Origin of the sequence: Alteromonas sp. ASW11-130, assembly GCF_026183735.1 — a bacterium.
Classification (GTDB): domain Bacteria; phylum Pseudomonadota; class Gammaproteobacteria; order Enterobacterales; family Alteromonadaceae; genus Alteromonas.
In genome coordinates this window covers 100,417-126,503 of the sequence record NZ_JAPFRE010000019.1, presented here as the reverse complement: position 1 = coordinate 126,503, position 26,087 = coordinate 100,417, and the positions used below count along the sequence as shown (strand labels likewise).

Here is a 26,087-nt window from a genome sequence, read left to right as displayed (position 1 = left end):
AAGGACGGCTTCCCAATCCGATTTATCTTGGGTTAGCTCATAGATTTCTGAAAAATCTTTGACCAGAAATCTGTAATGCTGAAAAAAGACGCTTAGTAAAAAATTAAACTTATTACAATTTGTTTTTATAGCTGATTTGATAGAGTTCAAGCGTGAATTAAGTACATGATTTCTTATAAAATCTAAGCGCTGCTCTTTGCTGTGTTTCGGAGGCGCAATATGATACTTGATATGAAGTGTTTTCAAGAATTTAACTCCTAATGTGTCCTGCTTTAAAAAACATCCCAGGCCTCTAAGAGGCTGGCGGTGTCTTAGGGGGAAAGACGCTCTTTGTAAAACCTGCAAACCTGCCACCCTGGTCGTAAATGGCTTTGCTCACAGCGATATATTCGAAATTATTGTCTTTCATAGCATCTATAATTGAGTCCATCTCGGGTGGAACAGCGATTCCATTTTGCTCCATTCTATTTCGCTTATCCACCATATCTTTATACAAACTATTCCAATACTCTTGCGAACCTTGTTGGGCATAATGTTGCTTATCAGCAGTAAGGCGCTTGCCTAATCCCGAGCCGCCGCCTTTGGCTTCAATGGCAACCCATCTGATTTCGCCATCAACTTCATATTGTATCACCTTGTCAAGGTTCATATTGACTGAGCCGTCACCCCAGGAAGGAGTAATGACACGTGCATTAGGATAAATCGCTGCGTAGGCATCAGAAAGTAGATTTCCCTCTGCATGGGATAAGTCCCTATGGAGTTTATCAAGTCGTTTATATTCTTCAATGTCGTTAGGATCAGTGGAATCTTTGAGGGCCGCTTTTTGTAACCGCGTTTCGTCCCGCAAGGTGTTTATTTCTTCAGCCACAACAAAATAGGATAAGCACTTTGCGAATTGCCGACTAATTTGCGCGAGAGAATATTCGCAGTTAAAGAAAGTGACTGAAAGGGGCGACCCCAAACCTCAATATTTATCGTTGAAGATATAGTTTGTGCAGTTGTCAAAAGGGGAAAATGAGTAATTCGCAATAATAACGTCGCTCCAGTTCGACAGAATATAGCTTAAAACTCGTGCCTGCGCTCCCAGCCAAACTCTCCAATTAAGGGCACAAAGCGCACGGCGCCGTGCTCGGTACGTTCATATGTATTCACATCGGTGCGTTTAATTTTTAGCAGGTGCTGAATGGGTCCTTCACCGGCTGGGATAACTAAGCTTCCTCCAAGTACCAGCTGCTCTTTTAGTATGGCTGGAATAACAGGGGCCGCCGCGGTGACCACAATCGCGTCGAAAGGTGATTCTTCTATCAATCCTCGGGAGCCGTCACCTTCGACAATAGTAACATTAGCATACCCTAGTTTTTTTAAGACGCTGCGTGCTTGTGGGGCTAACTTTGCTTTTCTTTCAACAGAGAATACTTCTGCCGCAATTTGGCCTAATACGGCAGCGCCGTAGCCTGATCCCGTGCCAATTTCCAGTACTTTAGAATGGCTGTCTAAATGTGCCAACTCTGCCATTTTCGCCACAATATAAGGTTGTGAGATCGTTTGGCCTTCTTCAATAGGTAATGGGGCGTCAATATAGGCGTGCGGAACATTTACCGCCGACAAAAAAGCTTCGCGAGGCACGGTGTTCATTGCTTTGAGCACGTTAGTATCGCGGATACCTCTTCCCGCCAAATGAGTAGTTAACATAAGTTGTTTTTCAGCTAAACGGGCAGGGTCAGAAGGTTCCATTACACGTTTTCGATTTTAAAGTGAAAACTTAAGTTTAGATGTGCCGTAAAAAATCACCAAAATAATCGATGTAATTGGCTACGCCTACACTACTTAAGCTAATATTGAAAAAAAATAGCAGGATGCGCAGTTGAATAATTGGTTCTGTAACCGTACCCCTCGTTCGTTTTACGCGGTATTACTTATTTTATATGCAGCTATGTGCGCTAAAGGGGGGCATGCACAGGTTACACATGAGGTTAGCGCTAATGCGATCATTGACCTGTCAGCGCTGGATGTTGAAGGCGTGGATAAAGATATTGTCACTCGCGGGCTAGTGGAGGCGGGTTATCAAGTATCTGTGCAGCAAATGACAGGTTATTTAAGCGTGGTGATGTTGCGTGGAGAAAACGCATCCGACTATGTTGGCGATATCCAAGCATTTTCCAATATTGATGAAGATGAGTTTGAGGGGATATACGAAGCTTGGGGGCAATATGAGTTTACTGATACGAATGGTATCAAAGCGGGTTTTGTCGATTTAAATAACGACTTTGCATTTGCGCAAAACGCGCTGGAATTTATGAATGGCTCTATGGGGTTAAGCCCTACCGTTTTTACCTTGCCTACTTACCCAGACCCCGCCGCATCGCTTGTGGTTAACGTCGGCGTGTTTCCAAACCATACGCTAAGGGTCGCGGCGGCAGCTGGTTCCGGTAGAAACTCGTTTTCAGATCGGTTTTATATCGGTGAATGGCACTATCAAACCGACAATCTTTCTATAAAAATTGGCGGATGGGAACATGATGGGGAGTTTCTTAAGTTAACCGATAATTCCCCCAACCAGGGAGCTAACGGCGCTTATGCAGTGTTAGAAGGGCCGATAGCCCAGTCAGACTGGTATTATTATTTACAATTAGGGGCAAGTGATGCCATTGTGGCTGAAATTGACCGCCACCTGGGGCTGGGTGTCATAAGTCGAAATGCTTTTGACAATGACACGTTAATGTTTGGCGCTGCTTATACCATTGTGCGTCTGAGCAATTATTTACCCGTCACCCATTCTGCCGAAAAGGCGTTTGAAGTGTTTGTGAAATCCCAAGTGGCCACGTGGCTGGCTATCAAACCCAACCTTCAATATATTGCTAATCCTGCTGGCGAAAATCGCAATGAATTAGTCGCGACTTTGCGCTTTGAATTAAGCTATTAATTCGTTTGAATGTTCAAGGGTCAAGCTCAACTTGCACCTATACTACTCGCTCAAACAACTAACCACCTCCAAGGCAACTAATATTCTCGAAATATATGTTTTTAAGCGACATCAGTTAATGCAGCTAATTATCTGTGGTAAACATTTTTTTAATTTTAGTTGCGAATAGAAGGGCCAAAATACCACCCCGTCAGTTGCTGCCAACTAGGGTGACTTTCTAAACTGCAGTCTTTCTCATCATTGAACCACAATCTCACTTCTTTATTAGTTGTCTGGGCGGCTAACAGAGTTGAATAAACAAGCTTACAGGACTCAGGAGGGATGCCATTATATTCGTGTGTTACGCTGCATAGTCTTGGCCAAATGAACCCACCAACATTTTGTGCAAATACCACCCCTGTCTTGGGTTCAATCGTTACACCATCGACCCCACCATCACACTGGTAGTTAGCATTTGCAGAATACGATGCGACGGCAAGAATGAGTCCTATTAACTTTCGATTCATACGAAATTCCTTGTCAGCCCTATTAATGGAATAGTAATCAAAAACTTTAACGAATTCATCAACTATAAACAATGCGAGCAACGTCTTAAATGCAAAAGTTAACAATAATAGGGAGTGATCATATCTAGATATCCAACGGTATCAATAGCATTTAAAGATGAGTCGGAGGCTTTTGTATGGCGCAAAACAAGCAACAATCTATTGTCTTGTTAACAGGGGCTTCGGGAGATGTAGGTGCAGCGCTGTGTGAGTCACTTAAGCAATCTCATTATGTTATCGGGCTGGATATTAAGCCGTGCGAGGCGGCAGATGAAAGCATTAAGTGTGATTTTACCTCCCGTGATTCAATCAAATTTGCGCTGCATAAAATAGCCGACAAGCATAGCAAACACTTTGTAGCCGTTATTCATCTAGCCGCTTACTTTGATTTTACCGGGGAGGATAACCCGCTATATGACAAGCTGAACGTCGAGGGCACCCAGTTTTTTTTAGAAGCATTGCAAGAATATGAAGTAGAGAATTTTATTTATTCCTCTACCATGCTGGTTCATGAAGCGGGCGTGCCTGGACAAAAAATTACCGAAGACAGTCCTATTAACCCTGGGTGGGCTTATCCTGAATCCAAAGCAAAGGCAGAGCAAGCGATAAAGGAATACCACGGTGATATTCCGTACACCATTTTGCGTATGGCCGGCTTATATGATGAAAAAAGTGCCGTTCCCACCTTAAGCCATCAAATTGCCCGAATTTACGAACGCCAGTTAAAAAGCGGGTTGTATTCCGGCGACGCCCAAGCGGGTCAGGCGTTTTTGCATAAAGATGACATGATTGACTTATTCGCCCGCGCGATTGAAAAACGCAAGTCGCTGCCTGATGAAACCGTGATATTAGCAGGCGAAAGTGAGGTGATGAGCTATCAGGCGCTGCAAAACCGCATTGGTCATATTATATATGGGGAACGGGAGTGGACCACCATTTCAGTGCCTGAATTTGTGGCGAAGCCCGGCGCTTGGGTGGAAGAACATGCAGAGCCGGTTATTCCCGACGCGATCGATCATGGGGAAAAACCTTTTATCCGCCCTTTCATGATCGATCTATCCAGCGACCATTATGATTTAGATAACAGTAGGGCGGAAAAACTTTTAGGCTGGCGTCCCAAACATCGTATTTATGATGGCATTAAAGCCTTAATTGTTAACTTAAAATCTGATCCGCCAGCCTGGTATAAACGCAATGGAATTGTATTACCTGATTGGATTAAAACCTCAGAAGAAAAGCAAATTAATGCTGATCGCATTCGCGAGACCCACGAGAAAGAATATCAGAAACAACACTATCAATTTATGTGGGCGCATTTTGCTAACTTTGCTTTAGCGTTTTGGCTGTTCACTGCGCCTTTTATCTTGGGTTATGAAAGTCAGAATATGGTTTACAGTAACCTGGCATCGGGTGCCGCATTGTTAGTGTTATCACTTTTGTCGATGTCGTGGAGGATGAGTCTGGCCCGTTATGCTACCGCGGGCGTAGGGTTGTGGTTGCTTGGTGCACCGTTGATATTTTGGGCTCCTACCGCCGCCGCCTATATGAATGATACATTGGTCGGTATGCTGGTCATTGGATTTGCCGTGTGTTCTCGACCAACACCAGGCGTCTCGCAGGTGGCAGCCGAAACAGGCCCTAATACTCCCCCCGGCTGGAGCTTTAATCCGTCAGGCTGGGTGCAGCGCATGCCTATTATATTGCTCGCTTTCGTCGGTTTTTTCATTTCTCGTTATCTGTGTGCCTATCAATTGGGCCATATTGATTCTGTATGGGAGCCTTTTTTTGCTGGCGCTGCGGGAAATGCCAAAAATGGCACCGAAGAAATTATTACATCGTCAGTGTCAGAAGCGTGGCCTGTACCTGATGCTGGGCTGGGAGCAATGACTTATGCGCTGGAAATACTGACGGGCTTAATGGGCTCTGTAAGACGTTGGCGCACCATGCCTTGGCTGGTGATGTTGTTTGGCATAATGATAGTGCCGTTGGGCGTCATATCGGTATTTTTCATTATTATTCAACCCATCGTTATTGGCACATGGTGTACCTTATGCCTAATTGGGGCAGCGGCTATGCTTATTCAAATTCCTTATTCGCTTGATGAATTAGTCGCCACCACCGAATTTTTATACCGGCGCAAAAAGCAGGGCCGCCCATTACTACGAATTTTCTTTACCGGCGATACGGATGACGGGAAATGGGAAGGGGATAAAACAGAGTTTCACCGCAGCGGCTGGACAGTTTTCAAAGATATGATCGGCGGCGGTGTAAATATCCCTTGGAATCTCGCCCTGTGTATTCCTATAGGCTTGTGGTTAATGTTCACCCGCCTGACGCTTGATGCCCAAGGCGGCATGGCCAATGCTGATCATATAATTGGTGCACTGGTGCTAACAGTGGTGGTGACATCGCTTGCTGAAACGGGCCGTATGGTGCGTTACCTTATTATTCCGCTGGGGGCAGCCTTACTCATCACGCCATTTGTATATGGCGCAGGCATGTGGGCTATGGTTTCAAGTCTTATTTGCGGCCTATTACTTATCGCGCTAAGCCTTAGGAAAGGAACGGTTAATTACGATTATGGGTTATGGAATAAAGCCATTGTGTAACGCCGTCAGTCGCATCTGCGCGTGTTTACCATGACAATCGACTCGCAAAGGGATAAGCTACACAGTATCTAATGTAGTAGGTTTCACATGAAGCTTATTCATACCATTTAAGACATAAATAAGAGTAATACTATGTCGCACGATATTGTGATTTCTGGAGTGGGGGTCTGGAACCCCGACTATACTATTACCAACGAAGAGTTGGTTGACAGTTATAATGCTTACGCCGATGCCTTTAATCAAACGAATAAAGCTGAAATCGAGCGTGGCGAAATAGAAGCAAAGCCTTATTCAAGCGCTGATTTCATCGAAAAAGCATCGGGAATTAAACAGCGTTTTATTTACCAAAAAGAAGGCGTATTAGATATTAATCGTATGCGTCCGGTGATTGCTGAACGCGCAGAGCATGAGTTATCGAATCAGGCCGAAATAGCGATAGCCGCTGCAAAAAAGGCGCTCGCCGCAGCTAATAAAAGCCCCGCTGACATCGACGCGGTTATCGTGTCCTGCGCTTATACGCAAAGGGCCTATCCGGCGGTGGCTATTGAAGTGCAGAACGAATTGGGCATTGAAGGCTTTGGTTTCGATATGCTGGTAGCGTGTTCGGCTGCTACCTTTGGGTTGCATCGTGCCTACGAAATGGTGGCTGCCAAAACGGCCCGTTGTGTACTGGTCATAAACCCGGAACTGGTTTCACCGCAAATTAACTATACCGATCGTGACAGTCATTTTATATTTGGAGACGTTGCCACCGCCACGGTAGTTGAACAAGCAAAAACTGCAAAATCAGACCATCAATATAATATTCTTGGTACAAAAGCCCTAACTCGGTTCTCAAACAATATTCGTTCGAATTTTAGTTATATGAGCCGTGCAAATGATGTCGACCCGTATGGCGCGGATAAACTTTTCCATCAAGCTGGCAGAAAAGTATTCAAAGAAGTCTGTCCGCTTGCTGCCGCACATATTCAGTCTCATTTATCTGAATATAATTTAACGCCTGAACACGTCAAACGCTGGTATTTGCATCAGGCAAATATCAACATGAACACCCTGATCAGTAAAAAGCTATTAGGTCGCGATGCCACACCCGAAGAAGCGCCTATCGTTCTTGACCAGTATGCAAACACCGCCTCAGCTGGCTCTATCATTGCGTTTGCGCTGAATCATGAAGATTTAGTGGAAGGCGATGTTGGTATAATCTGCTCGTTTGGCGCTGGCTATTCAATAGGTAGCCTTGTAATCAAGAAGCGTTAAAAGTCGCGAAGTTAGCGCAGGTTGTAGGAGAAAGGGATGATTGCGGATATCGGCTATGGGCTGAGTTTTTTAGCTTACATGGTGTTGCTGTTGTTATTGTTGACGGTAAGGAAGTCCGGTTTGGCCAAGCATTTACTTGTGCTTGGCACCATGGTAACCATGGTATGGTCATTGGGCTTTGTCAGCATTATCGCGGGCCCGGTGAATATAAATTATCTATTTACCGCAGATATCCTCAAACAACTGGTATGGTTGTTATTCATCGCAAGCTGCTTGCGCAACGACTTTGAGAATATCTGGCAAGTACTAGCCCGACCAGCAACTTTTTTCATCCTGCTTCCGCCCGTACTTACCCTTCTTATCCCTACGCTTATTCCAGTGACTCAGTCATGGTATTACTTCATGCTGACGGTGATGTCACTGGAAATATTAATTCTGCTTGAAGTGATGTATCGGCAAGCGGGCTCCAACCAATGGACCTACAAGCCTTTAGTGCTCTATTTAGGTACAGCACATTTGTTCGAATTTGTCATGTACACCAATGCCACGATGGTAAACCAAGTTGAAATAGGCTATATCGCGGCACGTGGTTATATCTATTTATTACTAACCCCGCTGTTAGTTATTGCTATGCGTCGCATTAAGCATTGGGGTATTGATATTTTCATTTCCCGAGATGTAGTGCTGCATTCTTCACTGCTTTTGGTCGCCGGTATTTATCTTTTTTGCATGGCACTGATTGGCTACGCCATTAATTACTTTGGCGGTAGCTGGGGGGCCACAGTACAACTTGTGTTGATAGTGATGTCATTAGTGTTATTGGCCACGCTCATCTTATCAAACAGTTTTCGTACTAAAATTAAAGTCTTTATTACTAAACATTTTTTCGCGAATCAGTTTGATTATCGGATAGAGTGGGTGAAACTGACTCAGGCACTATCCACTGAAACGGAAAATTTACCTCAGGTATATTGTAACGCGCTAAAAGGGTTTTTAGGCGCGATAAATTATGACCAGGGGATGTTGGTAAAAGTCTCGACTATGGATGTAGAAGAGGTGGGGCACCGTAATATCGACAATCTTAATTCGGCCGAAGCCAAACTTGTGCGGCAATTAACGCATTATTGTAATAAAACGGCCTGGCTAATAGATTTTGACGAATTTCAAATTAAGCCCTTTAACTACTCTGATTTGCAACTTGATAGAGAGGCGCTCAAAGCATGTCGCTTTCAGTTGGCTCTGCCTATTTTCAAAGCCGACAAAGTGTGGGGGTTCGCATTACTGGCTCAAAGTGAAGGCGAATTGGTTAGTTTGAATTGGGAAGTGCGCGACTATTTAACCGCAGTTACCGATCAGGTAGCGACATACATTTTGCATAATGAGGCGGCCATGACGGTAGCGGAAAATGCGCAATTTGCAGCCTTTAACCGTATGTCTGCGTTTGTTTTGCACGATTTAAAGAATGTATCAGCGCAGATAGATTTAATTTTATGCAATGCTGAGCAACACAAAAGTAACCCTGAATTTATCGAGGATACGTTTGAAACCCTGCATTACACCAAAGCCCGAATGGATAAAATGTTACGTCAGCTTACGGACAAAAAAATCGATAAAGTAGGGCTGGATTCAGCAGAAAAATTATCTTCAATTATCAGCACGGTAATTGACAGTAAATGCCAGCAACTACTGCCCTTGCCAACGATGAAAAAAATTGAAGAAGCAGCTGTTGTCGTCGATCCTGAAAAGTTTGCTAATGTTGTATATCACCTTATTAGTAATGCCCAACAAGCTACGCCAGACGATGGCGCAGTAACTGTTCAGTTGGAGTTGGATCATGAAAGTAATCGGCAGCTAGTCAGAATTGAAGATACCGGTTGTGGTATGGATCAGACCTTTATTAAGCAACGCTTATTTAAGCCCTTCGACACCACAAAAGGTAACGCTGGAATGGGAATTGGTGCATTTGACGCCAGAAACTATATGGAGTCTATTGGCGGAAAGCTATTTGTGACTAGTGTGGTGGGGGAAGGAACCTGTTTTACCTTGGCCTTTCCTTTAGATTAAACTAGAGCGTATTAACTTTTGTTGTTCTAAATGTCTTTAGCCTGAGTGGGTTTAGGCCGCAACGTAAGCCAAGGGTTTAGTATCCGACGTTAGCGTTGAACATCAAAGGCGTAGAAGTAGAAAGTAGAAAGTAAAAAGTAAAAAGTAGAAAGTAAAAAGTAAAAAGTAAAAAGTAAAAAGGTGAAACCTAAACCTGATGGGTAGCGATCGTGGCACATATTGGCTACGTTAGAAATTGTTTGTGTAGATTACTTCATCTTCACTTTTCACACTTTCAACCGGGCCCTATTGCACAACAGCTTGCAGAACAACAGAACAGCAAAGGTCAACTTGCTTTTGACCTAACGAACTCATTTTATAATAACAATACGGATAAGACGGATGACGAAGAATACCATTCTTGTAGTAGACGACGATTTAGGCATCCAAAAGCAGCTGAAATGGAGTTTCACTGACTATAACGTTGTATTTGCGGACGATAGAGCTTCTGCAATTGCCCAATTGCGTCGTCACGAACCTAAAGTGGTGACACTGGATTTAGGTTTACCGCCCGATCCGGCTAATGCTTCTGAAGGCTTGAAAACATTAGAAGAAATTGTGGCCTTGGCCCCCCGTACTAAAGTGATTGTGGTGACGGGCAATAACGATAAAGAAAATGCACTTAGAGCTATTGATTTGGGCGCATACGATTTTTACCAAAAACCCATTGATTCTGACACGATTAAGTTACTTGTTCAGCGCGCGCTCAATCTGGCGAACCTGGAACACGAAAATAGAGTGCTTGCTAAAGCGCGTCCTGGCATGGGGCGCATCATTGGGAATAGTGATTCAATTCAGATGGTTACTCGCCGTGCGGAGAAAATTGCGGGTACCGATATAAGTACCTTGTTATTAGGTGAAAGTGGCACAGGTAAAGAAGTATTTGCTCGCAGTATACATGAGCATAGCCCCCGTAAAGACAAGCCCTTCGTGGCGATAAATTGCGCCTCAATACCTGAAAACTTACTTGAAAGTGAATTGTTTGGTTATGAAAAAGGGGCCTTTACCGGGGCCAACAAAACGACCCTGGGGAAAATTGAGATGGCCCACGGGGGCACGCTGTTCCTCGATGAAATTGGTGATATGCCAATCGGCCTGCAAGCGAAAATGTTACGTTTCTTACAAGAACGCGTTATTGAGCGAGTAGGGGGCAGAAACGAAATTCCGGTGGATATTCGGGTAATTTGTGCGACTCACCGCGATTTACAAAATATGGTGAAGGAAGAAAGTTTCCGTGAAGATTTATACTATCGGGTAGGCGAAATTCCTATTTTCATTCCGCCATTGCGTGATCGAGAGCAGGACGTACTCCTGCTAGCCAGAACGTTCCTCAACCAATATCGCGAAGAGTTCAATGCCAAAGCGAAGTCTTTTTCTGAAGGTGCCATTCAGGCTATGATGTCGCACAGTTGGCCGGGCAATATTCGCGAATTGCAGAATAAATTAAAATCTGCGGTGATCATGGCCGAGAGTAGCGTAATTCATGCAGAAGATTTAGGTTTGTTGGCGGGAAGTGAGGAGCGCGAACCGGAAACACTTAACTTGCGCGAGGTTAGAGAGCAGGCCGAAAGCCGTGCGATTAGAAAAGCCTACCAAGCCGCGGATAAGAATATGTCTAAAGCCGCTGAATTGCTCGGAGTTACCCGGCCTACGTTGTATTCGCTAATCGATAAATATCATATGGAAGATATAAAAACCGGTGTGTAACCAACGCGGGTTATACGGTTGGCTTCATCACATGCATTATTTTTCACCTGGCCAGTTGATACTGGCCAGATTATTTAATGAGGTGGCCAAGGTGACTGAGTTGAATTCAAATTTCTTGGCAAAGTGCGACAATGAAGCTTCATCTACTTCTTCGTCTTTTGCGGACAGCGCCCCCACCCAACAATTTTTTCCAGACGCTTTAGCCGCATACAAACAATAATCCATAATTAAAAAGGTTTTTTTCCAGTTAACCCGGTAAGGTGAATGGACAAACAACGGCACCGTACAAAAACCAATACTACAACTTGCCCGAATCGTTTTGCCTTGGTTCACCTCAAACACTCTTTCGCTTACCGCTACTCGGAATCGTTCAGCCAGCATGCACATTTCAGCGCGATTAGCCTGCCTACACACTACCAAAAACTCTTCCCCCCCCCAGCGGATTAATAAGTCAGTCTGTCTAAACACTTCATGAATAACTTCGGTAAACTGCACTAAGAAACGGTCACCCGCCATATGCCCATGTTCATCGTTTATTTTTTTGAAATTATCGATATCTAACAAAAAACAGAGTAAATCTGCATCATTAATGTCTTCACCTGGCTTCGCAGTGGCAAACGTATGTTGGCAGCGCTGAATTTCACCCGGTAACTGTGCTTCTAAATAATGACGATTATAAAGCCCTGTAAGACGGTCACGTAAACTTACCTGCTCAAGGGTAGTGTAGGCATCTTCTAATTCATTATTTTTTTGTACCAGCTCCTGGGTTCGTTTGCGAACCTCATTTTGTAAGTTAAGGTTGAGTCTTTTGGTATTGTATCGACCCCACAATAAAAAAAGGAAAAGCAAGGTGGCGGTTAGGCCGCCCAAGGCAAGGGTGGTGCGAAGATTGGTTTGTTCAGCGCGGGCAAGTTCTATGGCTCTATTTTTGCGAAGCATTTCAATAGATTGAGCCTGACGCTCCACCTCGATTTCAGATTGCATTTGGGCTACAGTCATGGCGCTGTTTTCGCTCATAATCTTAGAAACCACTTGGTTTTTTTGTATAAGCGTTGAAAATGCTTTTTCATAATTTTGCTGGGCGACATAAATATCCACAATTACTTGAAGAAATTGTGCCTGCAAACTGAGTTCGTGCCGTTGGCTTGTTTGCTCTACACCCCGTAACGCATGGGTAAGCGCTGTCTCATTTTGTTGTAAACTTAAGAACGCGCGCGCTAAGGCAAGTTGGGCGTCTGTTTTAAGCTTGGGGTAGTGATCAGTATTGGCTATGGCTAAAGCTTCGTTAAGGTATTGTAATCCCACATCTGAGTGACCGCTGGCTATTTCCACCTGGCCTAAAACAGTCAACACGGAACCATGGTCACGAGGTGCTTCCAGCTCAGTAAATATTACTAAGGCTTTTTCCAGGTGGGTTTTAGCTAATTCATACTGGTTTAAGCGCAGGTAGACATCGCCGAGTCTACTAAGATTTTTAGCAATGCGGTGGCGGGACTGAGTTTCTTCGCTTATCGCCAACGCATCTTTCGCGTACATAAGCGCGGCTTCATACTGCCCCATGTCTACATATATGCCGCCAATATGTGACAATGCCTGACTGACGGACTCAAGGCGATTCTGCTGGCGAAGTTCAGTTAAGGCGCGTTTTAGGTAGCTAAGCGCAGGTTCAAATTGCCCCAACTCCTTTAATACGATGCCAATATTTAACTGCTGAGCAGCAATGCCTAATCGATTCTCTTCAGATTGAAACAGCGAGAGTGCGCGATAATGAAAATTTAAGGCTTTGTTGTATTCTGACTGGTAGCGGTAGCTGGTACCAATATCAGCCAGGATAACAGCTATGGGTTTTAGTAACCCTTCACGCGTAAAAATTTCTAATGCATTGTTAAATGCGTTGCGAGCCAATTCATATTTGTTTTGAAGAATTGAAATGTGGCCTATTTCGTGAAATGCCGCTGCCACATCGATATCGTTTTGCTGGGTACGAGCCCGCTCCAGCAGCAATAGAGAGAGCGATTCGGCTTGCGTCAAACGGCCTGCGTCTTGATACGCCACTATCGATTGTAACTGTTCTTTGGTTTGGGCTGACGTTATCACTCGGATAGCGTCAGACTTCGCCTCTGTCAAGAAGCTTACAATGCATAACATGCACCCAAGCAAACGCACGTACATACTTAATCCAAGTGAGAAAAAACTTTTCCACTAATACAACTGAATTCATGCAGTCGGGTAAGCATACTGCTTCTTTAAAAGGCAATACCGGCGGGATACTGCGCATACTTCATCTTACCTGATGACGCCTTTAGTGGCTGATAGTTTCCTTTGCAAATCCGTTAGTTAGTTATATATTCCAAGGGTGACCAAAAAATGCTCACGGCTTAACAGAGTATATAACTTCGCAATTTATTGTCTAACACTTTTTATATACACAACCCTCTTACGGGATATTACTGCCACAAATATTACTATCGGTTTCTTTTTGTTGTTGCTGGGCAATCAATATTCGTAAAAGCCGTGAACGAGATATGCCAGTACGGGTCGATAAATCACTAAGTTGGACGATAGCCTCCTCTGATAAACTGAAAGTGGCGTGCTTCATTGATTTATTTAAGCAAACCTTCGCATTATCACTCGGTGTTCGCGTAGTCTCGACGGACGAATTCTGGCAGGACCGACTGCGGCCCTGCGCGTAATCGATTGCCTGGTTGATAAAGTCATCAACAGACAGACGAACTGGCTTAGCCGACGGCTGAGACTTTCGCAGGCTGCACAGACTCATACGGGTTTTCCTTCGCTCTAGCTAACATTTCATCAAATATACTGCGAATTTCTATAGCAGCTTTACCGTTCGGTTCGCTTTCAATAACGGACTGACCTGACTCTTCTGAGTCGTCATACATATTGCGACTGAAAGTGACAGAGTTAAGTACAGCGAGCTCAAATGAACGGCACACTTCTTTTGCCTCGAGAATTCTAGGGGCTAGTGAGGGCAGCGAGGGACACTGTGTGATCACGAAAGCGGCATTCATTTTGGGGTTAACCATACGGCAAGTGGTGATGATATCTTCCATATGCGGGACGGTTTTTAAATCGCGACGTTTGGGTCGAAGTGGGATAAGAACGTGGTCCGCTACCGACATCGAAGATCGCAACGCGAGGTTATCCTGACCGCCACAATCTATTACCACGTAATCGTAGTGGCGATTTAGACTGATTAGCTCATTGCGTATTTTGCCATATAGTTGAATACAGTTTATATCCGGCAGGGCATCATCAGCCTTACGTTCTTGTATCCAATCTGACGTAGTGCGCTGGGGATCGCAGTCCACCATTAGCACGTTAGCGTTTTTTTCCGTTCGAAGATATACGGCGATATTTTGTGCGAGACAACTTTTACCACTGCCGCCTTTTTCTCCTCCAACCAAGATAATCATTGTCACAGTCCTTAAATCATAATTAACGTTATTCATCGTTGACTGAAAAAGTACACCTTGATCGAACCCGCTTAATCATTGTAAAAGCAGTTCCTATCTTTGGTAACCCCGCTATCATAGCCATGACGTGATACACTTTTTTGTACCATTAATGGCAGTAGACCGGAAGCTTTGCGTCACAACCTTTCGTGTTGCTTTGCCTTTTTCATTTGTATCCACGGTTTACGTTGCTTAGTGCGACGAATGTCTTCGTAGATATGATAATCCTAGCGCTAATTTATTGATGTGATAGCATGACGGTCAATAGTTAGGGATAATAATCCATACCTAATCAGTGGATTTTTTGTCTTACAGACAACCTCATTAAGCAAAGGGCTTCATAATGCGTATTCTTTGGATTTGTATCTGTTTTATTCCTGCTGCCTTCGCGAAAGCACCCCTTGAGCCGATTGATGGCGTATTTGACAAGTTTGCTTCACATTACCAGCAACAGCTAGGCAAAATAGCCCGTTGCCGAGATCCCGAACCTAATCAATTTCGTGTTTGTTCTCCTGTGTTACGAAATGAAGGTAACGCGCCTTTCATCATGCATCACGGTCAGAAAACCGAGAAAGTAGCAGTGTTGTTTCATGGCTTAAGTGACTCACCGTTTTATATGCGCGCTATTGCAGAAAAGCTACATGCAGAAGGCATGAACGTGTTAGTGCCTTTAACGCCTGGCCACGGTTTACGCGACGCAGATGAGGCGATGGAAGATGGCGATATGCCACTGACGTGGCGCCGTCATGTAAAATCTATGATCCACTTTGCACCCCAGCTCGGCGATAAAATTTATCTCGGTGGTTTTTCTGCCGGTGCCGCCATTGCCACCGATTATTACTTAACTCATCCCGAGCAGATTGACGCTTTAATGCTATTTTCCGCTGCCTTGGCGCTATCTGATTATGCTGAAAGTATGTCTAAAATCTGGGGCACAAAATGGTTAGCGCGACTGATTGATGGAACATATCAGGCAACCGGCCCGAATCCACATAAATATCCGGGTGTCTCGGGATACGCTGGGTTGCAATTAATGAGCATTATTCACGACATTCGAAATAAGTTAGCAAGTGGACAACAGATTAATGTGCCCGTCTTTGCCGCGCATTCGCAAGCCGATTTGACGACCCCGTTGCATGGGGTCGAGGCCTTACTCAAGCACGTTAAGGGCGCGCATATGTTGTTCTTAATTGACCAAGAGTATGACCTTTGTCATGGCGACTTACCGCTGGACTATCGGTCTATAGCGGATATGCACTTTAAGAAGCATGCAGTAACGACGCTCGAAAAGTGCACCATTCCCCAGGCTAATCCGTTATTTAGGCAAATGACGGATATGCTGGGGACATTTGTGTCAATGCATTAACCGTGTGATTGCGCGTAATCCTCTACTTGCTTCCATACGCGTAAAATATTTCCGCTCAGGATCTTCTTGATGTCGGCTTCTTTGTAGTTACGGTCAAGTAAACCCTGCACTAAATGTGGAAAGTAAGACACATCTTTTAAGCCAATTGGCAGTGAGTCACCTACGCCGTCAAAATCTGACCCTATGCCTACGTGGTCAATACCCACCAGTTTTACGACATGGTCGATATGATCAAGCACTTCGTCTATTGTGGAATAAGGGTAAGGGTTTTCTTTGCGATAAATGGCTTCAAAGTCTGCCAGTTTTTCACTGTCTTTGCCTTCTTTTTTAATCAGTGCGTTTTCTGCTTTCATTAGCCCATCGCGCCACTGGCGAGCCTCTTTGGTGACAAAGCCAGAACCAAAATTGATCATAATAACGCCGCCATTTTTTGCCAACGCCTTAATCATGTCATCGTCCATATTACGCTCGAAACCAGGAGTAAACTTGCGTAATGACGAGTGCGAAGCAATAACAGGAGATTTTGATAGCTCAAGAGTTTGATAGAACGCATCGTCCGAAACATGCGAAATGTCTATCAACATACCAATATTATTCATCGCTGGGATAAGCGTTTTGCCAAATGGACTTAAGCCTTTCCATTGACGACGTAAGTCATACGACGAATCACTGATATGATTAGATTGGGAATGCGCTAAAGTGATGTAGCGAATACCACGGTCATAAAAAATCCGTAAGTTCGTCAGGTCACCTTGAATGGGCGAGCCATTTTCCATTCCCATTGGTAACGAAATAAGCCCTTTATCAAATTGTGTCTTCACATCATCGGTTGTGTAAGCAATGGCAAATTTGTCGGGCGCGCGGGCAACTATCGCTTCGACGGAATCAATCAGTTCGTGGGCAAGCTGGGTGGATGCGTCAGAACCGTCTAGTGAAGCGGGTACGTATATTGACATGAAGGGGGCATTTAACCCCCCTTCAACAGCACGAGGGTAGTCAAAATCGCCGTCTTTGGTTGCCTTGGTGACATCAACCCACTTGTCTTTTATGCGGTAAGGAACATCAATATGCCCATCAACAATAATGGTATTCTTTGCGATTGTGCGTGCCTTCTCGGTAACGTCAACCTTAGCTAGGGCCAAATGAGACCAGGCTAATAATGCACTCGTAGTAATAATAAAAAACTTGCTCACTTTACGTTATCTCCAAACCTTTCTGTATAAAGCTAAGCGTAAGGGATTCAGACAGTTACTACAATAGCATGGCGCAAATTTCAAATTACTTCATATTCGTCGTTAATTTGGCATACGTTGTCCCGTGACTTGAGAAAAAAAATAAGCCATACTGCCCGGCAGAACCACAGGGAGCGATCCTGGCGGTAGTAAAAAAAAATGGTGAGTACAAGCAAAACAGACACATGGCTGAATTTTCATTGTCTCGCTGATTAAAAAAATTGGAAATAAATTATGGCAGCTAACTATATCCCTCTGGATAAAGATAAACATAAGAATATCAAAATCGCCTCTAAGCATTCATTTGAATTTGCCCAGAATACGCATCTTGCAGCAGCAACGATTAAAGAATTCGCGCGTTTAGCAAGTGCAATGCCCATTGTTTTTATTAAAGACCCTTCTACCAATCGTCATCATATTGTAGCGATGCTGGGCGTAGAGCAGGGCCAGAATCTATTTATAAAAGACGGACAATGGCAAGCTTCTCACGTGCCCATGAACATTGTGCGCTACCCCTTCGATGTGAGACCTGATGGTGACAAGCTAGGTATATTTATTGACGAAAATAGCCCGCTATTTACCGAAGATGGATTGCCACTTTTCACTGAAAACGGTGAAGCGACAGACGTACTTAAAGATCGTCAGCAATTTTTAGCCGATCTGGCAAACAGCGAATTGACCACTCAACGTTTTGTCACCCAAGTGGTTGAAGCCGATTTGTTGGAACCTATTCGAATTCACGTTGCTTATGATGATGGTAGCAAGCGAAACGTTACCGGTATGATGAACATCAATGAGAAAAAGCTTCTTGAGCTGGATGACGCGAAGGTACTTGAGTTACATAAAGCGGGTTTCATGGGCGCTATCTATGCGCTAATGATGTCGATGGGCCAGTTAAATAGACTCATTGAACTGTCTAAAAACACCGATAAAGCCATTGCCAATATGCAAGTGGGTGCGGATACAGAACAGTCGAAAGCGCCTGAGAAAGCTTCTCAGTAACGCATAAATAGTCGAATCAAAAGAAGGCGAAAAGTGAGTGATCACTTTTCGCCTTCTTCGTGGTATGTCGTCGAAAAAACAAATACAAAAGAAAATTCATTCTCCAGAAGATTTAATGTTCCTCTAGTGAGCGCATTTCTCCGACTTTTTTCTACTCTAATTCAGTCACTTTAGCATAACCACTGTATGCAAAAACAGTTGTAGGTCAATAAATACGTAGGCTTGAAGCGACTTTTTTCCTTGACAGTGGGGCAAGGTGGTACCTAAACTGTCAACCAGTGGGTAAAAGTGGCAAATTGTGGATCGATTAGCAAATTTCTACAGACCAGAACACACAAGACTAGAAAAACAGCAGCAACAATATAAAAGGCTAGGGGAATGTTCCGCGGCGCTAACGCAATCAATCTTGACACAAAGGGTAGGCTGGCAATACCAACAAAATACCGTCAGCCGCTGCTTGATGATTGCAACGGACAACTGGTCTGTACAATCGATACACAGCAAAGCTGTTTGTTACTTTACCCACTTCCCGAATGGGAAGAAATCGAGCTGAAACTCAGCAAATTCTCCAGTATGGTACCCGCTGAACGTCGTATGCAACGTCTCTTATTAGGTTATGCAACAGAAGCTGAAATGGACAAGAATGGCCGCTTTGTGCTGCCTTCTCCGTTGCGCCAACATGCAGGCTTAGAAAAAGAGGTGATGTTAGTTGGTCAGCTGAACAAGTTTGAAGTCTGGAGTGCAGAAAACTGGGCCGGTCAAATTGAGAATGATATGGAAGCCGAACGTGAAGGTAACTTTGAACTTACCGAGCGTTTACAGGATTTCTCATTATGAGTACTCCATTCTCTCACGCATCGGTGCTTCTTGATGAGTGTATCCATGCATTAGCCATCGATCCCGACGGACTTTATGTTGACGCTACTTTTGGACGGGGTGGACACTCGCGGGCTATTCTTACCCATTTATCTGAGCATGGCCGACTCATCGCTTTTGATCGCGATCCACAAGCTATTGAGGCCGCGAGAACCCTGGCGGATGATCCCCGTTTCACTATTATTCATCGTCCATTTGCCGAAATGGCGGAAGCCCTTAGCGAACTTGGTCTAGCTGGGAAAATCGATGGCGTACTAATGGATTTAGGTGTGTCTTCGCCGCAATTGGACGACGCTGAACGAGGCTTTAGTTTTTTGCGTGACGGCCCCTTAGATATGCGTATGGATACCAGTCGCGGCGAAAGTGCAGCCCAATGGTTAGCGCACGCAGAAGAACAGGACATTACACAGGTAATTAAAGAGTTTGGTGAAGAAAAATTTGGTAAGCGCATAGCACATGCCATCGTAAACCAACGGAAACACACACCTATCGAGCGTACGTTGCAATTGGCGCAATTAATCGACGAAGCAGTGCCAGTAAAAGATAAATATAAGCATCCGGCCACTCGTGCATTCCAGGGCATTCGTATCTACATTAATGCAGAATTGGATCAACTTCGTCAAGGACTGAAAGCGGCTACCGCGGTATTGAAGTCGGGCGGGAAGCTGGCCGTTATTTCTTTTCATTCTTTAGAGGACCGGTTAGTAAAACGCTTTATCAAAGAACAGAGCAAAGGAAAATCAGTACCTGCGGGCCTTCCTATTACGCAGGCAGAAATTGACGCTGATAAAGTGCTCAAAGGAATAGGTAAAGCAATTAAGCCTACTCAGGCGGAAATCGACCGCAACGTCAGGGCTAGAAGTTCCGTATTGAGGGTGGCGCAGAAGCTATGAGCAAAACCGATAACGGGTCTTCGACCAACTTTAATTTACTGCTGATTATTATCAGTGATCTTACCCGCAACAAGCTGCGGGTTTTATTGTATTTAATGGTGCTTGTCAGCGCATTTGCTGTGATCTTAAGTACCCATAACAATCGTCAGCAAATTATTGCGCTGGAAAAGCACATGCAGGAAAAAGATGCGCTGGATGTGCAGTGGCGTAATCTGGTACTGGAACAGCGAGCGTTAACAGAGCACAATCGTATTGAAGCGCTTGTCGAAAAGCATTTAAATATGCGTCGGCCCACCGTAGATGAAGAAGTGGTGGTGCGATTCTAATGACTATTGCGATACGCTCTGCTAACAAACGCACAGGTGCGAAACAAAACGTGACACCCTCATTGGTGCACTGGCGTTTTGTGGTGGTATTGCTTGCTATCATATTGGTATTTACTGGTTTAGCTATTCGTGCAGCATACATTCAGGTAATCGCACCAGATAATCTTATTCAGCAAGGCGATAACCGTACTTTGCGTACTCGTAATATGCCGAGTTATCGGGGGTTAATTACCGACCGTAATGGCGTAGAGTTAGCGGTAAGTGTGCCTGTGCGGGCAATTTACGCCGATCCCAAAATTATCCATCAGCAGGACGGTTTATCGCAAACCCGTCGTTGGCAAGCGCTGGCAGAAGTGTTAGGCCAGGATGTGGAAATGTTGCGAAGTAAGGTAATTAATCCTTCGCGTCGCTTCGTGTACCTGCAACGTCAGGTTTCTCCAGCAATGGCAGAATATGTAGAAGAGCTTAAAATTCCCGGTATATATCTACGCCAGGAAAGCCGCCGTTATTATCCCAATGGGGAAGTGACGGCACAACTTATCGGTATCACTGATGTAGATGACAACGGTATTGAAGGTTTAGAACGGTTGTACAACGACTGGCTAACAGGCACGCCAGGCTCACGGATTATTCGTCGCGATGCCAAAGGCCGTCAGGTAGAAATTTTGCAATCAGAGGCGGGCGAAGCAGCTGGAACGGTACAGCTAACTATCGATCAGCGTATTCAGGCGCTGGCTTATCGTGAAATCAAAGAAGCCATGTTTTACTACAAAGCGACATCTGCTTCGGCATTGGTTGTGGATGTGCAAAATGGCGATATTCTGGCGATGGTAAATGCCCCTTCGTTCAATCCAAATGATCGCGAAAATGTTTCGCCTCATCGTATGCGTAATCGAGTCATCACCGATGCCTTTGAACCCGGCTCGTCGTTAAAACCACTAGCTGTACTGGCAGCATTGGAATTTGGGCAAACGAAAGTTGGCGACATCATTGATACCTCACCGGGCTGGATGCGTTTGGGTGGCAGTCTGGTTAAAGATTTTCGTAATTACGGTAAGCTTTCCTTAGAAGAAATTATTCAGCATTCCAGTAATATGGGCACATCGAAATTAGCCCTGTCGGTGCCCAAAGATTTCTTGTTAGATACTTATTATAATCTTGGTCTTATGTCAGATACCGGCACTAATATGCCCGGTGAAGCGAGTGGTATTTTTCACGAACGTAGCCGTTGGTCTGAGTTTGAATTAGCCACGCTGTCTTTCGGGTATGGTATTTCTGTTACTACGGCGCAACTCGCTCGTATGTACGCCACACTCGCCAATGGGGGAATAAAGCGGCCGCTCAATATAGTGCATAAACCTCAGTCCACTACCTGGAAGCCGCAAGAAGAGCGCGTCATCAGCGAACACAATGCAAAAGCCATCATCGATATGATGGAGAGCGTGACCCAGGAAGATGGTTCAGGAAAAAAAGCGAAGGTACAGGGATACCGTGTTGCGGGAAAAACCGGCACTAGCCGAAAGGCCGTTGCTGGAGGTTATGGTGAAGAGTATGTCAATATTTTTGCTGGTTTGGCGCCTTTGACTAACCCAAGGCTGGTTACAATCGTATTAATTAATGAACCAGGCGGCGATCTCTATCACGCCGGCGATACAGCTGCCCCCGTCTTTTCTAAAATTATGGGGGGAGCACTTCAGCTTATGAATGTGCCTCCAGATGATCGCCAGGTTACTTCAACTCAGTGGTTAAAAGGAGCGAGCAATGGTAGTTAATGCTTTCGTTCAAAGCACCCGTGCGTTGATGGCTAAATTCGGTGTGGATGCACCGGATATTCGTATTTCAGGGTTAACCCTGGATAGCCGCGAAGTTACCACTCGATTAGCTTTTGTTGCGATTAAAGGCCATGCCCTTGATGGAAGAGATTTTATTCCGCAGGCAATCAGCCTTGGGGCAAAGGTTATTCTTGCCCAAACAGAAGATAAAAAGCAACATGGGCATTTAGAGATGCGTGGCAACAGTGTCATCATTTCGCTGTATAAATTATCGGATATGGTGTCATCATTGGCTGCGGCATTTTACGACTATCCTGCGCAGAAAATGGCAACTATCGCAGTAACAGGCACCAATGGTAAAACCTCTGTGGTACAGTTAGTAACCCAACTTAAATCATTGCTTGGCACCCGCTGCGGCGCTATCGGTACATTGGGCCATGGGCTGTATGAAGGCCCAGAAACGCACTATATTCCTGAGCCCGACGGTACCACTACGCCCGATCCTATTCGTATTCAGTACATCTTGGCCGACTTTGTTCAGCTGGATGTGGGGCAGGCAGCATTTGAAGCCTCCTCTCACGCCATTGTGCAAGGGCGGATTGACCAAGTAAAAACTGATATCGCAGTATTTACCAATTTAAGTCGTGACCATTTGGATTACCATACGTCAATGGAGGACTATGCGCAGGCTAAACGGCAATTACTTAAACAAGCGGGCTTACACAGTATTGTATTAAACGCGCAGGATCCGGAAAGTCAAAACTGGAAAAAGAATGCGGACAAGCAATTAAAAATTTTTTGGACAGGAATCGGTGAAGTTGACCCACAATTCACTTCTCAAAGCCATTGTTTTGCCACAAACATTCACTATCATGCGGAAGGTAGCAGTTTTACTTTACAAACCCATTGCGGGAGTGCAGAGGTCAGCATACCGCTTTTCGGCACATTCAATGTTTACAATACGTTAAGTGCGGTTGCTGCGCTGCTTGCGCAGGGCGAACGCTTTGCTGAAATTGTGAACGTTATAGACCGTGTGCATCCTGTACCTGGCCGAATGGAGATATTCTCATTCAAGCAAACAGGAAATGTGGTCGTAGATTATGCGCACACCCCTGACGCGCTAGAAAAGGTGTTGGACAGTGCTAAACAACATACGCAAGGTGAAATTTGGTGTGTGTTCGGTTGTGGTGGCGACCGAGATAAAGGAAAGCGCCCGCTAATGGGGCAGGTGGCTGAGCAACATGCTAGCCATATTGTTATCACGACTGATAACAGCCGATCGGAAAAACCAGCTGCAATCGCAGATGATATCCGACAAGGTTTAAACAACCCTGAAAAGGCGATTTTAGAAGCAGATAGAGAAAAAGCGATACGGCTTTGTCTGGATAAAAGTAAGCCTGGCGACTTAATTGTGGTTGCCGGTAAAGGCCACGAAGATTATCAAATTATTGGTGACAATCGCACCGATTATAACGAGCGAGCAGTAATAGCCCGGTTACAACAGGAGTACAGCAAATGATAAAAACAAAGCTGTCATGGATTGCGCAACAAACTAACGGTCGCCTAGAAGGCAAAGATTGTGAAGTAACGAATATCAGTACCGACACCCGCACGTTAAAACCAGGAGATGTGTATCTTGCGCTGGTGGGCGACAACTTTAATGGCCACTCGTTTGTTAAAAACGCACAACGTTCCGGTGCGGCTGCCGTTATTGCCAGCGAAAAAATAGAGTCGGATTTGCCGACTATCTATGTGAAAGATACTAAGCTGGCCCTCGGCGAATTAGGCGCGGCGATAAAACGCGTAGTCAACCCAAAAACTATCGCGATTACGGGCAGTTCAGGTAAAACCACGGTGAAAGAAATGACTGCGGCGATTTTGTCCCGCCGGGGTAATGTGTTGGCGACCCAGGGTAACTTTAATAATGATATTGGCGTGCCGCTAACCTTGCTTCGATTAGAACCAGAACATGACTTTGCGGTGATGGAACTTGGAGCTAATCATTTAGGTGAAATTGCGTATACTACCAATTTAGTTAAACCTGACGTAGCCACTATTGTGAATGCCGCTGCGTCGCATCTGGAAGGCTTTGGCAGTTTACTTGGGGTGGCACGCGCAAAAAGTGAAATATTCAAAGGGCTGGATGAAAAGGGTGTCGCCATTTTGAATGTGGATAGCCAGTTTGCCAATTTCTGGGAAGGGAAGCTTCGTTACAATAATGTATTAACTTTTTCTCCCGGCCAACAACACGAAGCAGATTTTACCGCTCAGGAAATTACTATTGGTTTGAATGGCTGCGCCGAATTCGAACTCATTTGTCCACAGGGTGAAGTGTCTATTCAACTTAACATTCCTGGTATTCATAATGTAGGTAATGCGTTGTTAGCGGCGGCGTTGGCACTGGAAGTGGGCGCGACACTGGATGACGTGCGTGATGGTCTGTTAAACATGGCGCAAGTTAAAGGCCGGCTGAATGTAAAAATGCTGACCAACCAGGTAAGGTTATTAGATGATACTTATAATGCTAATGTAGCCTCTGTATCGGCAGCCATTGATACCCTTGCCAGTTTTTCTGGAAAACGCATCTTAATTTTAGGGGATATGGCAGAGCTGGGGGAGAAGGCCCGCTATTACCACGAACAGGTTGGCCAATATGCGCTTGAGCAGGGGATCGATACCCTGGTTACGTTAGGTGTATTAAGCCAATGTGCGAGCGCTGTTTTTGGGCCGAACGGATATCATTTCAGTGACATTGAAAGTTTAATCAATAGCCTTGAAGACATCTTGTCTTTTGAACATCGTGATATATCTATTTTAGTAAAAGGATCACGCAGCTCTCGTATGGAGCGCGTAGTGACTGCCATAGAGGAATCCCCCGTGGGAAAGCTTGATCGCCGTCGGGAGCGAATCGCATGCTAATTTGGCTAGCTGAATGGCTAACCCAATACGAGTCAGGCTTTAATGTTTTTTCCTACCTGACCATGCGGGCAATTTTAAGCACCCTGACGGCATTACTTATTGCTATTTTGATAGGGCCCAAAATGATCCGAGCCTTGCAACGGATGCAAATTGGCCAAACCGTTCGCGAGGATGGTCCGCAGAGTCACCTGTCTAAAGCCGGTACGCCGACAATGGGTGGATTGTTAATTTTGTCTGCTATTGTCACCAGTGTGTTGTTATGGGCTGATTTAACCAACCGTTATGTATTGGTGACCTTAAGTGTGGTGATTGGATATGGCATTATCGGTTTTATCGACGATTATCGAAAGGTCATACGTAAAGATCCCAAAGGTCTCATTGCACGCTGGAAGTACTTTTGGCAATCAATGATAGCTATCGTCGTGGCCTTCTACTTATACAGTTCGGCCGTGCTGCCATCAGAAACAGCCTTGTTAGTGCCATTTTTCAAAAACGTGATGCCGCAACTGGGATTGTTTTATCTGGTCATAGTGTATTTTGCCGTGGTAGGTACTAGTAATGCAGTTAATCTGACTGACGGCCTGGATGGTTTGGCAATTGTCCCCACTATTTTAGTCGCAGGCGCGTTTGCCATATTCGCGTATGTCACCGGACATGTGAATTTTTCTTCTTACTTAAATATCCCGCATATTCCAATGACCAGCGAGTTAGTCATTGTGTGTACCGCCATCGTGGGCGCCGGGTTGGGTTTTTTATGGTTCAACACCTACCCTGCTCAAGTGTTTATGGGCGATGTCGGCTCACTGGCACTTGGTGGCACGTTAGGTATTTTAGCTGTATTAGTCCGTCAGGAAATCGTATTGATTATCATGGGGGGCGTATTCGTGATGGAAACGCTGTCGGTAATTTTGCAGGTTGGATCGTTTAAGTTACGGGGTAAACGTATTTTCAGAATGGCCCCCATCCATCATCATTTCGAATTAAAAGGATGGCCAGAGCCGCGCGTCATCGTACGGTTTTGGATCATGTCCCTTATTTTGGTGTTAGTGGGTTTGGCAACCCTCAAATTACGGTAAAAGTAACA

At 44.9% G+C, this 26,087-nt stretch carries 22 protein-coding genes and 1 riboswitch; of the genes, 14 read left to right on the top strand and 8 right to left on the bottom strand.

The genetic code is table 11. The features are described 5' to 3' along the window. The 3 genes from OPS28_RS07510 to OPS28_RS07500 all read right to left on the bottom strand — a co-directional run. Positions 1 to 246 (bottom strand): hypothetical protein (locus tag OPS28_RS07510; protein WP_265608838.1); only part of this gene is annotated, 246 nt, incomplete at its 3' end. Positions 247 to 292: 46 nt separating this feature from the next. After that, entirely contained in the window at positions 293 to 868 is a 576-nt protein-coding gene (locus OPS28_RS07505; protein ID WP_265608837.1) for a hypothetical protein, read from the bottom strand. 194 nt (positions 869 to 1,062) lie between these two features. Next, positions 1,063 to 1,734, bottom strand: coding sequence for a protein-L-isoaspartate(D-aspartate) O-methyltransferase (locus OPS28_RS07500; RefSeq protein WP_265608836.1), 672 nt, complete (start codon positions 1,732 to 1,734; stop codon positions 1,063 to 1,065). Positions 1,735 to 1,864: 130 nt separating this feature from the next. Between OPS28_RS07500 and OPS28_RS07495 the strand changes: the two genes are divergently transcribed. Continuing rightward, positions 1,865 to 2,923 carry a carbohydrate porin gene (locus tag OPS28_RS07495; protein WP_265608835.1) on the top strand — a complete coding sequence of 353 codons (1,059 nt, stop codon included), beginning with the start codon at positions 1,865 to 1,867 and terminating at the stop codon, positions 2,921 to 2,923. Between the two features lie 155 nt (positions 2,924 to 3,078). Here OPS28_RS07495 and OPS28_RS07490 read toward each other — a convergent pair whose 3' ends face one another. Continuing rightward, entirely contained in the window at positions 3,079 to 3,429 is a 351-nt protein-coding gene (locus tag OPS28_RS07490; protein WP_265608834.1) for a hypothetical protein, read from the bottom strand. A 176-nt stretch (positions 3,430 to 3,605) separates the two neighbouring features. Between OPS28_RS07490 and OPS28_RS07485 the strand changes: the two genes are divergently transcribed. The 4 genes from OPS28_RS07485 to prsR all read left to right on the top strand — a co-directional run bounded on the left by OPS28_RS07485 (position 3,606) and on the right by prsR (position 11,144). Next, a complete protein-coding gene (locus tag OPS28_RS07485) occupies positions 3,606 to 6,077 on the top strand; it encodes a vitamin K epoxide reductase family protein (RefSeq protein WP_265608833.1) in 2,472 nt (823 codons plus the stop codon). Between the two features lie 132 nt (positions 6,078 to 6,209). Then, positions 6,210 to 7,334: a beta-ketoacyl-ACP synthase III gene (locus OPS28_RS07480; protein ID WP_265608832.1), complete on the top strand. Its 1,125-nt coding sequence runs from the start codon at positions 6,210 to 6,212 to the stop codon at positions 7,332 to 7,334. 36 nt (positions 7,335 to 7,370) lie between these two features. After that, the gene (gene prsK / locus OPS28_RS07475) at positions 7,371 to 9,398 is read left to right on the top strand and encodes an XrtA/PEP-CTERM system histidine kinase PrsK (protein WP_265608831.1); all 2,028 of its coding nucleotides are present in this window, start codon (positions 7,371 to 7,373) and stop codon (positions 9,396 to 9,398) included. A gap of 381 nt (positions 9,399 to 9,779) precedes the next feature. Then, entirely contained in the window at positions 9,780 to 11,144 is a 1,365-nt protein-coding gene (gene prsR, locus OPS28_RS07470; RefSeq protein ID WP_265608830.1) for a PEP-CTERM-box response regulator transcription factor, read from the top strand. Positions 11,145 to 11,180: 36 nt separating this feature from the next. Here the strand turns inward: prsR and OPS28_RS07465 are convergent, their stop codons facing one another. The 3 genes from OPS28_RS07465 to OPS28_RS07455 form a co-directional block, all read right to left on the bottom strand. Then, entirely contained in the window at positions 11,181 to 13,271 is a 2,091-nt protein-coding gene (locus OPS28_RS07465) for a tetratricopeptide repeat-containing diguanylate cyclase (RefSeq protein ID WP_265608829.1), read from the bottom strand. Positions 13,272 to 13,581: 310 nt separating this feature from the next. Next, positions 13,582 to 13,923 carry a replication protein RepA gene (locus tag OPS28_RS07460; RefSeq protein WP_265608828.1) on the bottom strand — a complete coding sequence of 114 codons (342 nt, stop codon included), beginning with the start codon at positions 13,921 to 13,923 and terminating at the stop codon, positions 13,582 to 13,584. After that, positions 13,883 to 14,578 (bottom strand): AAA family ATPase, encoded by a 696-nt coding sequence (locus tag OPS28_RS07455; protein ID WP_265608827.1) that lies wholly within the window; start codon positions 14,576 to 14,578, stop codon positions 13,883 to 13,885. The genes OPS28_RS07460 and OPS28_RS07455 overlap by 41 nt, the downstream gene beginning before the upstream one ends. A 98-nt stretch (positions 14,579 to 14,676) precedes the next feature. After that, positions 14,677 to 14,789, bottom strand: a riboswitch (cyclic di-GMP riboswitch). A 171-nt stretch (positions 14,790 to 14,960) separates the two neighbouring features. Here OPS28_RS07455 and OPS28_RS07450 point away from each other — a divergent pair. After that, entirely contained in the window at positions 14,961 to 15,983 is a 1,023-nt protein-coding gene (locus tag OPS28_RS07450; protein ID WP_265608826.1) for an alpha/beta hydrolase, read from the top strand. Here the strand turns inward: OPS28_RS07450 and OPS28_RS07445 are convergent. Then, the gene (locus tag OPS28_RS07445) at positions 15,980 to 17,176 is read right to left on the bottom strand and encodes a dipeptidase (protein WP_442863974.1); all 1,197 of its coding nucleotides are present in this window, start codon (positions 17,174 to 17,176) and stop codon (positions 15,980 to 15,982) included. The two genes, OPS28_RS07450 and OPS28_RS07445, sit on opposite strands and share 4 nt — an antisense overlap. 273 nt (positions 17,177 to 17,449) lie before the next feature. On the opposite strand from OPS28_RS07445, the gene OPS28_RS07440 reads away from it, so the two are divergent. From OPS28_RS07440 to mraY, 8 genes are all read left to right on the top strand, one after another. Then, positions 17,450 to 18,217, top strand: a complete 768-nt coding sequence (locus OPS28_RS07440) for a SapC family protein (RefSeq protein ID WP_265608825.1) — start codon at positions 17,450 to 17,452, stop codon at positions 18,215 to 18,217. A gap of 378 nt (positions 18,218 to 18,595) precedes the next feature. Beyond that, a complete protein-coding gene (gene mraZ, locus OPS28_RS07435; RefSeq protein ID WP_265608824.1) occupies positions 18,596 to 19,054 on the top strand; it encodes a division/cell wall cluster transcriptional repressor MraZ in 459 nt (152 codons plus the stop codon). Continuing rightward, complete coding sequence (rsmH, locus tag OPS28_RS07430; RefSeq protein ID WP_265608823.1) at positions 19,051 to 19,986, top strand: 16S rRNA (cytosine(1402)-N(4))-methyltransferase RsmH; 936 nt, start codon at positions 19,051 to 19,053, stop codon at positions 19,984 to 19,986. The genes mraZ and rsmH overlap by 4 nt, the downstream gene beginning before the upstream one ends. After that, a complete protein-coding gene (gene ftsL, locus OPS28_RS07425; RefSeq protein ID WP_265608822.1) occupies positions 19,983 to 20,312 on the top strand; it encodes a cell division protein FtsL in 330 nt (109 codons plus the stop codon). The genes rsmH and ftsL overlap by 4 nt, the downstream gene beginning before the upstream one ends. Further along, positions 20,312 to 22,084 carry a peptidoglycan D,D-transpeptidase FtsI family protein gene (locus OPS28_RS07420; protein ID WP_265608821.1) on the top strand — a complete coding sequence of 591 codons (1,773 nt, stop codon included), beginning with the start codon at positions 20,312 to 20,314 and terminating at the stop codon, positions 22,082 to 22,084. The genes ftsL and OPS28_RS07420 overlap by 1 nt, the downstream gene beginning before the upstream one ends. Next, the gene (locus tag OPS28_RS07415) at positions 22,074 to 23,603 is read left to right on the top strand and encodes a UDP-N-acetylmuramoyl-L-alanyl-D-glutamate--2,6-diaminopimelate ligase (protein ID WP_265608820.1); all 1,530 of its coding nucleotides are present in this window, start codon (positions 22,074 to 22,076) and stop codon (positions 23,601 to 23,603) included. Before OPS28_RS07420 ends, OPS28_RS07415 begins: the two co-directional genes overlap by 11 nt. Then, a complete protein-coding gene (locus OPS28_RS07410) occupies positions 23,600 to 25,003 on the top strand; it encodes a UDP-N-acetylmuramoyl-tripeptide--D-alanyl-D-alanine ligase (RefSeq protein WP_265608819.1) in 1,404 nt (467 codons plus the stop codon). Before OPS28_RS07415 ends, OPS28_RS07410 begins: the two co-directional genes overlap by 4 nt. Next, complete coding sequence (gene mraY / locus OPS28_RS07405) at positions 24,997 to 26,079, top strand: phospho-N-acetylmuramoyl-pentapeptide-transferase (RefSeq protein WP_265608818.1); 1,083 nt, start codon at positions 24,997 to 24,999, stop codon at positions 26,077 to 26,079. The genes OPS28_RS07410 and mraY overlap by 7 nt, the downstream gene beginning before the upstream one ends. Positions 26,080 to 26,087 lie beyond the last annotated feature (8 nt).